Annotated in this window: 7 protein-coding genes; 4 read left to right on the top strand and 3 right to left on the bottom strand. The window is 67.7% G+C overall.

Going from position 1 to position 8890, the window contains the following annotated elements:
* Positions 1–30 precede the first annotated feature (30 nt).
* Positions 31–1071, top strand: a complete 1041-nt coding sequence (moaA, locus tag I71_RS07095; RefSeq protein WP_042693070.1) for a GTP 3',8-cyclase MoaA — start codon at positions 31–33, stop codon at positions 1069–1071.
* A 7-nt stretch (positions 1072–1078) separates the two neighbouring features.
* Positions 1079–2191 carry a CaiB/BaiF CoA-transferase family protein gene (locus tag I71_RS07090; protein WP_042693067.1) on the top strand — a complete coding sequence of 371 codons (1113 nt, stop codon included), beginning with the start codon at positions 1079–1081 and terminating at the stop codon, positions 2189–2191.
* A 3-nt stretch (positions 2192–2194) separates the two neighbouring features.
* Here the strand turns inward: I71_RS07090 and I71_RS07085 are convergent, their stop codons facing one another.
* Positions 2195–3358: a GNAT family N-acetyltransferase gene (locus I71_RS07085; protein ID WP_042693064.1), complete on the bottom strand. Its 1164-nt coding sequence runs from the start codon at positions 3356–3358 to the stop codon at positions 2195–2197.
* An 81-nt stretch (positions 3359–3439) separates the two neighbouring features.
* On the bottom strand, positions 3440–3907 hold the full coding sequence (locus tag I71_RS07080; protein ID WP_042693061.1) for a RidA family protein: 468 nt from the start codon (positions 3905–3907) through the stop codon (positions 3440–3442).
* A 366-nt stretch (positions 3908–4273) separates the two neighbouring features.
* On the opposite strand from I71_RS07080, the gene I71_RS07075 reads away from it, so the two are divergent.
* The gene (locus I71_RS07075) at positions 4274–6136 is read left to right on the top strand and encodes a flagellin (RefSeq protein WP_042693058.1); all 1863 of its coding nucleotides are present in this window, start codon (positions 4274–4276) and stop codon (positions 6134–6136) included.
* Between the two features lie 96 nt (positions 6137–6232).
* Here the strand turns inward: I71_RS07075 and I71_RS07070 are convergent, their stop codons facing one another.
* Complete coding sequence (locus I71_RS07070; RefSeq protein ID WP_042693054.1) at positions 6233–7882, bottom strand: S10 family peptidase; 1650 nt, start codon at positions 7880–7882, stop codon at positions 6233–6235.
* 215 nt (positions 7883–8097) lie between these two features.
* Here I71_RS07070 and I71_RS07065 point away from each other — a divergent pair.
* The coding region (locus I71_RS07065; protein WP_042693074.1) for an MCP four helix bundle domain-containing protein at positions 8098–8890 on the top strand (793 nt) is incomplete at its 3' end.

Here is an 8890-nt window from a genome sequence, read left to right as displayed (position 1 = left end):
GCCCGTCGCGGCCGCCCGTGGAGTCCAGCGATGATCGACCCTGTGTCCGAAAGCCTGCCGTCAGCCGCCCTTGCCCCGCTCGTCGACCCGTTCGGCCGCAAGGTGGAGTATCTGCGCGTGTCGGTGACCGACCGCTGCGACCTTCGTTGCGTCTATTGCATGGCCGAGGACATGAGCTTCCTGCCGAAGGCGGAGGTTCTGACGCTGGAGGAGTTGGACCGGCTGTGCAGCGCCTTCGTCAAGCTGGGCACGCGCAAGCTGCGGCTGACCGGCGGCGAGCCGCTGGTGCGGCGCGACGTGATGCGGCTGATCCACGCGCTGGGCCGCCACATCAAGTCGGGCGACCTGGAGGAGCTGACGCTGACCACCAACGGCACCATGCTGTTCAAGCATGCCGCCGGGCTGTATGAGGCCGGGGTGCGGCGGATCAACGTCTCGCTGGACACGCTCGACCCGCACAAGTTCCAGGCCATCACCCGCTGGGGCAAGCTGGACAAGATCCTGGGCGGCATCCAGGCGGCCAAGGAAGCCGGGCTGAAGATCAAGATCAACACGGTGGCGCTGAAGGGCGTCAACGACGACGAGATCCACCGCATGGTGGCCTGGTGCGGCGAGCAGGGCTTCGACCTGACCTTCATCGAGGTGATGCCGATGGGCGACATCGGCGAGGGGGCACGGCTCGACCAGTACTGGCCGCTGACTATGCTGAAGGCCGAGCTGCAGACGCGCTGGACCCTGACCGAGAGCGACCACCGCACCGGCGGCCCTGCCCGCTATGTCCGGGTGGAGGAGACCGGCCAGCGCGTCGGTTTCATCACGCCGCTGACCCATAATTTCTGCGAAAGCTGCAACCGCGTGCGGCTGACCTGCACCGGAACGCTCTACATGTGCCTGGGCCAGGAGGACGCCGCCGACCTGCGCACGCCGTTGCGCGTCAGCGACGAGGACGGCCCGCTGATCGACGCCGTGCGCGAGGCGATCACCCGCAAGCCCAAGGGGCACGACTTCATCATCGACCGCCGCCACCAGGGTCCGGCCGTCGGCCGGCACATGAGCGTCACCGGGGGCTGACGCCGCCATGCCGCTGACCTTCCTGGCCGGACTGCGCGTCGTCGACCTCGGGCAATATCTGCCCGGCCCCCATGCGGCCCAGCTGCTCGGCGACCTCGGCGCCACGGTGGTGAAGGTGGAGCCGCCGGCCGGCGATCCGTTGCGCCGGCTCGGCCCGACCGACAGCGACGGCACCACCGCCGCCTACAAGCTGCTGAACGCCGGCAAGACGATCGTCCGCCTCGACCTGAAAGCGGCGGAGGGCCGCGCGGCGCTGGAAGGGCTGCTGGCGAAGGCCGACGCGCTGATCGAAAGCTACCGGCCGGGCGTGATGGACAAGCTCGGGCTGGGACGCGGGCGGCTGCGGGAGATCAACCCGCGGCTGATCCATGCCAGCCTGTCCGGCTGGGGCTATGACGGTCCCTATGCGTCGCGGGCGGGCCACGACCTGAACTACATGGCGGTGGGCGGCGGGCTGGATGCCTCCGGGCTGCCGGACCGGCCGGTCATCAGCTATCTGCCGGTCGCCGATTTCGCCTCGGCCCAGCAGACGGCGCTTGCGGTGGCCGGCGCGCTTCTGGGGCGCGAGCGGACCGGACAGGGCTGCTTCCTCGACCTGTCGATCATGGAATCGGTGCTGGGCTGGCAGGGTATGACCCTGACGGCGGCGGCGCGCGGCACCCTGCAGAAGCGCGGCGAGGCTCTGCTGTCGGGCGGGGCCGCCTGTTACCGCATCTACCGCACCGCCGACGGCCGCTTCGTCACCCTGTCGGCGCTGGAGGCCAAGTTCTGGCAGGGCTTCTGCGAGGCGGTCGGCCGCCCCGATTGGATCGCCCGGCAGGAGGATCCCCTGCCGCAGACCGCCCTGACGGCCGAGCTGGACGCCCTGTTCGCCGGCCGGACGCTGGCGGAGTGGACGGATCTGCTCGACCCGGTGGACTGCTGTTTCGAGGCTTTGCCCGAACTGGCGGAGGTGCACGCCCACCCACACATCGCCGCCCGTGGACAGGTCCGCGTCTCGGCCGGCCCGGAGCCGCTGGTAGAGACGCTGATGGGCCTGCGCGTCGACGGCGCCCCGCCGCCGGCACGGGCGCCGTTGCGGGAAAGCGATGCCGCCGCGGTGCTGGCCGACTGGGGATAAGGTTCAGCCCTCCCGCCGATAGGGCGACAGTTCCTGGTCCAACGCCTCGATCTCCGCCTCGACCGCCGGACGTTCCTGCTCCAGATAGCGCTCCACCGCGCGGCGGAAGCCGGGATCGGCGATCCAGTGAGCGCTGTAGGTCGGCACCGGCAGGTACCCGCGCTGGATCTTGTGCTCGCCCTGGGCGCCGGCCTCGACCCGCGCCAGCCCGCGTTCGATGGCGAAGTCCAGCGCACGGTAATAGCACGCCTCGAAATGCAGGAAGCGATAGCGCCCGTCGGAGCCCCAGTTGCGGCCATACAGAGCGTCATCGCCCAGCAGGTTCAGCGCACCGGCCACCCACTCCCCGCCATCCTCGCACATCACCAGCACCACCCGGTCGGCCATGGTCCGGCCCAGCAGATCGAAGAAGCGGCGGTTGAGATAGCCGCCTCCCCATTTGCGGTCGGCGGTGTCCAGATAGAAGCGGTGGAAGGCGTCCCAATGCTCCGGCTTCAGGTCGTCGCCGGTCAGGGTGTGCAGGCGGACGCTGCTTTCGGCGACCTCGCGCCGCTCCTTGCGGATCGCCTTGCGCTTGCGGGAGTTCAGCGCCTCCAGAAACCCGTCGAAACTGCCATAGCCGCGGTTGTGCCAGTGATATTGCACCCCCAGCCTCTGCAGCCAGCCGGCCGCGCCCAGCCGGTCCCAGTCGCCGCGCTCCGGGAAGGTGACATGGGCGGAGGAGACGCCATAGCGCTCCGCCACCTGTTCGAGCGCCCCGACCAGGGCATCGGCCACCGCCTCGGCGCGCGGACCTGGCGCCACCAGCAGGCGCGGCCCCGGCACCGGGGTGAAGGGTACCGCCACCTGCAGCTTGGGGTAATAGCTGCCCCCCGCCCGCTCAAAGGCGTTGGCCCAGGCGTGGTCGAACACATACTCGCCGTAGGAATGGCTTTTCAGATAGGCCGGCACCGCGCCGACCATGCGGCCGGCCCCGTCGAAGGCGGCGAGATGGCTGGACTGCCAGCCTGATTTGCGCGTCGCCGAACCCGATTCCTCCAGTGCCAGCAGGAAGGCATGGGAAAGGAACGGGTTGCCGGGACCGGCGCAGGCGTCCCAACCCTGCTGGTCCGCCTCGCCGATCCCGCTCAGAACCTTGACTGTGATGGCTTCGTTGCCGTCGGGCATGCACGCCTCTCCTCGAAGGATGGCAAGGAGGTAGGCGTCATGCCGCAAGACAGCAAGCCACCGTCGTTGCCCTGATGCGCCTCAGGCCACTTCCAGGATCGCGTCGACCTCGACCGCGACGTTGCCGGGCAGCGACGGGGCGCCGACGGCGGCGCGGGCATGCTGGCCGGCTTCGCCGAAGACGTCGCGCATCAGCTCCGACGCACCGTTGATCACCAGCGGATGATCGTGGAAATCCGCACCGGAGTTGACGAAACCGCCCAGCCGCAGCACGCGGGTGACGCGGTCGAGGTCGCCGCCCAGCGCAGCCTTGGCCTGGGCCAGGATGTTCAGCGCGCACAGACGCGCCGCCTCCTTGCCCTGCTCGACCGTGAAGTCCTGGCCGACCTTGCCGACGAACTTGCGCTCGCCGTTCCAGACCGTCACCTGGCCGGAGATGTAGAGGGTGTTGCCCGAGAGGGTGTAGGGCACATAGGCGGCCACCGGGGCGGCAGCCTGCGGCAATTCGATGCCCAGCTCCGCCAGGCGCGCGTCGATCCGACCGGTCATGATGCTTCTCCCTTCCCTGCTTTGGCCCGTGCCGGGCCATGCGTTCGATGTCTGGGACGTGGTTTGGAGCACGACCATAGCCGTGCCTGCCGGGTGGTGGGAAGATTCTTGCCGCCCGCCACCCCGGCAGAACCGTCCGTCAGCGGCAAAAGATTCCGGGAAACTTTTACGGCCGCCGGACCGGGCGGCCTGGGCCCACCCTTGCCCATTTTTGCCGGGTTCCATTTATTTTACAGCAAAATCAAATGCTTACGCCGTATTTCCGGAGTTGGCACGGCGCTTGAAAGAGTGGTGTCAGGAAAACGCACGTTGCCTCGCCGGTCAAATGACCAAGGGCGGGGACAGCCTCAGAAGGAGACTAGGACCATGGCCGGTAATGTGACCCTGACCGCTTCAATGCGCACCAACCTGCTGCAGCTGCAGAACACGCAGTCGCAGATCGACAAGAAGCAGAACATCCTGTCGACGGGTAACAAGATCAATTCGGCTCTGGATGGTCCCACCTCCTTCTTCGCCGCCAAGGGCCTGAACCAGCGCGCCGGCGACCTGTCCTCGCTGAAGGACGCGATGGGCCAGTCGATCAGCACGATCCAGGCCGCCGACAAGGGCCTCACCTCGATCGACTCGCTGGTCGACCAGGCCAAGGGCCTGACCACCGCCGCCTATGCGGCGCTGGGCAACGACGCCGCCTCCGTCGCCACCCGCAAGTCGCTGGCCAGCCAGTTCAACACGCTGAAGGACCAGATCGACAAGCTGGCCGCCGACAGCGGCTATCAGGGCAAGAACCTGATCAACGGCAACGGCATGAGCATGGACAGCACCAGCGCGTCCCGTGCCGCCGTCAACAGCATGACCGGCATCGACAACGCCCGCGTCACCAACGTCATCTCGTCCGACACCTACTCGATCCGCGTCAAGGGTGACGGCTCGATCGAAGGCAAGACCGCCGACATCTCCAAGACCGAAAATGCACACGGCTTCGTCGGCCTGAAGCTGTCGGGCACGATGTCCGGTACGCTTGGCAGCTTCTCCGACGTTCAGATCGAGGTGCGCGGCGCCAACGGCCGCTCGCGCGACTTCATCGTGACGGACGGCGACGAAAGCCGCACGATCTCCTATTTCGACAACACCCAGACCATCGAAGCGAAGCTGGCGACGCCCGCCAAGACCAACAGCGCCCAGGTGTCCACCGTGAACATCGGCGGCACCATCGAAGAAGGCGACATCTTCACCATCACGGTGGAAGGCCAGTCCTTCAGCTATGCCGCCACGTCGGGCGACGTCGCGGTCGGCCAGAATGCCGCCGCCAACGTCGCGGCCAAGCTGCAGGCGTCGATCACCAACGCCATTGCCACTGGCGGCCGCCTGCAGGGCACGGACATCTCCACCGCCTCGGTCAGCACCACCGGCACCATCACCCTGACCGGCAACGCCACGGCCGGCGTGGTGCGCGAGATGACGGTGACGACCAGCGCCACCAACGCGCTGACCAAGAAGATCTCGGAAAGCTTCGCGTCGGGCACCATCGTGTCCTTCACGGTCGACCGCCGCCTGCTGGAAGCGGCGAACAACCAGGGCAACGGTGTCTCGACCATCGAAAAGAAGGTCGACCTGCAGATCCAGGTCACCAACTCCAACGGTGCCCAGGTCACCCGCGACGGCATGAACGACCAGGGCGACGGAAAGCTGACCGGCGGGGAACAGTCCTTCAACTTCGACAGCGGCACGGTCCGCGTGGAAGTCGATGCCAAGACGATCAAGAAGGCCGCCTCGGCCAACTGCTCGGCCAACATCGTCACCAAGCAGATTTCCGACGCCAACACCTCGAACGACATCACGGTCCAGCTGAACGAGCGCAACACCAACTCGATCACGGTGACCGCGGTCAACCTGTCGACCAGCGGCCAGGGCCTGCAGCTGGACGGCGCCCAGAACAGCTGGATGGACCGTTCGGACATCGACAAGGCGGTTGCCGGCCTGGATCACGCCAAGGCGACGATCCGCTCCGCGTCGCAGCAGCTGTCGACCAACCTGAACATCATCACGACCCGCGAAAGCTTCACCAAGGAGTTCAGCGACGTGCTGACGGAAGGCGCCAGCAAGCTGACGCTGGCCGACCAGAACGAGGAAGGCGCCAGCCTGCTGATGCTGCAGACCCGGCAGCAGCTGGGCACCATCGCCCTCTCGCTGGCCAACCAGTCGCAGCAGTCGATCCTGCGCCTGTTCTGATCCGCGGCTTCGGCCCGACACGCGGAAAGGGGCGCCCCGGCCGGGGCGCCCCTTTTCGATTCCAGCCAGCCAGGCTCCGGCCGTGCCGCCGGACCGTCACCGGCTCCGCAGGCTCGCCGCGATCAGCGCGCGGGCATCGGCGGCCAGCGCCGCGCGGCCCTCCACCCGCGTGTACATCATGTGGCCGCCGGGATGCACCGTCACCGAAACCCGGTCGCGCTCGCCCTCCGGCAGCTCAAGCCTCGACGCCACCCAGCGCGACGCCATGTAGGGCGTGATCAGGTCGGTGCGGCCATGGGCGATCAACACCCGCAGCGCCGGCTGCAGGGTCAGTGCCGTCTGCAGCGCATCCACGGCACTCGGCACCGTCATGCGCGGCCATTCCCAGTTCCGGTTCACCCGGTCGCTGAGCAGCCGATAGGGCGCCTCCGTTCTGACCCCCAGCATGTCGTGGGCATAGGCGGCGAAGGCGGTGGAATAGATCGGCACCGTCCCCTTCAGGAAGGGATCGAACGGCAGGCGCGGCGATCCCGGATCGGGATCGGCAGCGGTGAAGGTGCCGTCATAGATGCTGAGGACCCGTCCACGGTCGCGCAGAAGCTCACGCGCGAAGACTCCCATCGGGATGCGCCCGCGCTGGCGCCGCACGGTTTCCACCGGCAGGCCGGTGATGCGCGCCACCTCGGCGAAGACGTCCTGCGCCGCGTCGAGCCGGCCATAGTCGAGCCCGGCCAGCCCGGTCAGATAGGGACCGAGGGCGAAGCGCTCCGCCGCCGCCGCCGCCTGCTCCGGCGTGCCCGGCGTGCGGCCGAGGGCGGCGGCGGATGCCGCCATCGACGGCAGCTTCCAGGCCGGGCCAAGGATGCCATCCTCGTCGATGGCGGCGAAATCGACGACGGGAGAGACCAGGATCAGACCGTTCACCGCCAGCCCGACCTGCTCGATCAGTTCATCCGCCATCTTGACGATGCGGAAGCCGCCATAGCTTTCCCCCGCCAGAAAGGTCGGCGACGACCAGCGCCCGTTGCGCGTCAGCCAGAGCCGGACGATCTCCGCCATCGACCGGGCATCGCCCTCCACCGACCAGAAGCGCTTTTCCGTCTGGTCGGGCTTTACCGCGCGGCTGAAACCGGTGCCGACCGGGTCGATGAAGACCAGATCGGTGAAGGCCAGCCAGCTGTCGGGGTTGTCGACCAGCGGCGCCGGCGGCGGCGGCAACGCACCGTCCGGCCCGAAGGCAACGACCTTCGGGCCGACGGCGCCCAGATGCATGTAGGCCGACGCCGCTCCCGGTCCGCCGTTGAAGACGAAGGTGACCGGTCGCGGCCGGTCTGCCGGCGACTTCGGTTCGGCGATATAGGCGACCGTGAAGATGCGCGCCGCCAGCTCCTCCTTGGGACCGTCGCGCAGCGGCAGAAACTCGGCCGCCGCGCTGTAGGCCAGCGCACCGTCCGGCAGCGGCAGGCTGTGCCGGGTCACGCTGCGCTGGGGATCGAAGCCCTGGAGATCGTCCGGCTTCGCAGCCTCCGCCTTTCCGGCTTCAGACTTTGGCCCTTCGGAATTTGGGCTTTCGGATTTTGGACTTTCGGACGTGGCGCGCTCCTGGTCGGCACCTCCATTCGCCCTCCCCTCCGCGGCGGCGGCCGAAGCGGGGGGCAGCGATGGAAACAGCAGGGCCGGAAGCAGGGCCGCCGCCACCAGACGGGGCAGGCGGCGGGACTGGCAGCGCGCGGACAGGGGGGGCATCGGCAATTCCAAAGGCGGTTTTCGGATCGGTCTCCGGACCCCGCATATTGCGGCGGAACCTTCGAACCGCAACCCGCGCAGTTTTCGGCGGCTGCGCACAGGACTCCTTGCCGGGACGCCGTAAAATCACATCTAGTTCCACCTGAAAGAGTAACTCTTTTGGGCTAGTATGCGGCAATCGCCCCTGCGGACAAATTTTGACGGGAAGCACCACCATGTTTCTTCCACGGCACGCCACGATTCGCACACGTTTGTTTCTCGGCTTCGGCGTGGTTCTTGTGCTTCTGATCAGCCTGACCGTCATCGGGGTCCGCGAGGTGCGGAAGATCGATTCCGACCTCACCCGGATCAACGACGTGAACAGCGTCAAGCAGCGCTATGCCATCAATTTCCGCGGCAGCGTGCATGACCGGGCCATCGCGCTGCGCGACGTGGTCCTGACGACCGATCCGGCGACCCTGTCGCTCGTGCTGGCGGACATCGACCGGTTGGCCGCCTTCTACGAGGAGTCCGCCAAGCCGCTCGACGCCATGTTCGCCAGCATGACCGACATCGAGCCGGAAGAACGCCAACTGCTGGCGGGCATCAAGGAGATCGAGGCGAAGACCCTGCCGGCGATCAAATCGGTGATTGCCGCCCGCAAGGCGAACGACATGGCCGCCGCGCAGAAGGGGCTGATGCAGGACGCCCGGCCGGCCTTGACCGAATGGCTGAAGCGGATCAACGCCTTCATCGACCTGCAGGAGCACAAGAACCAGACCATCGCCGCGCGTGCGCGCAACGTCGCCAAAGGCTTCCAGACGCTGATGCTGTCGCTGTGCGGCGCCGCCCTGCTGCTGGCCGCCGCCTTCGGCCTGTGGACGGTCGCCGCCCTGCGCCCGCTGCGCCGACTGACCGACGCCATGCTGACGCTGGCGCGCGGCGACCTCACCGTGACGGTCCCGGCGTCGGACTCCAAGGACGAGATCGGGCAGATCACCGGTGCGGTCGAGGTGTTCAAGGCCAACG

The organism is Azospirillum sp. B506, from assembly GCF_000333595.1.
Taxonomy (GTDB): Bacteria; Pseudomonadota; Alphaproteobacteria; order Azospirillales; family Azospirillaceae; genus Azospirillum.
This window is presented reverse-complemented; position numbering and strand designations above follow the sequence as displayed.

Coding starts and splice junctions, on each gene's coding strand:
- I71_RS07080 (WP_042693061.1), bottom strand. CDS start 3,907: ATGACCGGTCGGATCGACGCGCGCCTGGCGGAGCTGGGCATCGAATTG.
- I71_RS07070 (WP_042693054.1), bottom strand. CDS start 7,882: ATGCCCCCCCTGTCCGCGCGCTGCCAGTCCCGCCGCCTGCCCCGTCTG.
- I71_RS07085 (WP_042693064.1), bottom strand. CDS start 3,358: ATGCCCGACGGCAACGAAGCCATCACAGTCAAGGTTCTGAGCGGGATC.
- I71_RS07075 (WP_042693058.1), top strand. CDS start 4,274: ATGGCCGGTAATGTGACCCTGACCGCTTCAATGCGCACCAACCTGCTG.
- moaA (WP_042693070.1), top strand. CDS start 31: ATGATCGACCCTGTGTCCGAAAGCCTGCCGTCAGCCGCCCTTGCCCCG.
- I71_RS07090 (WP_042693067.1), top strand. CDS start 1,079: ATGCCGCTGACCTTCCTGGCCGGACTGCGCGTCGTCGACCTCGGGCAA.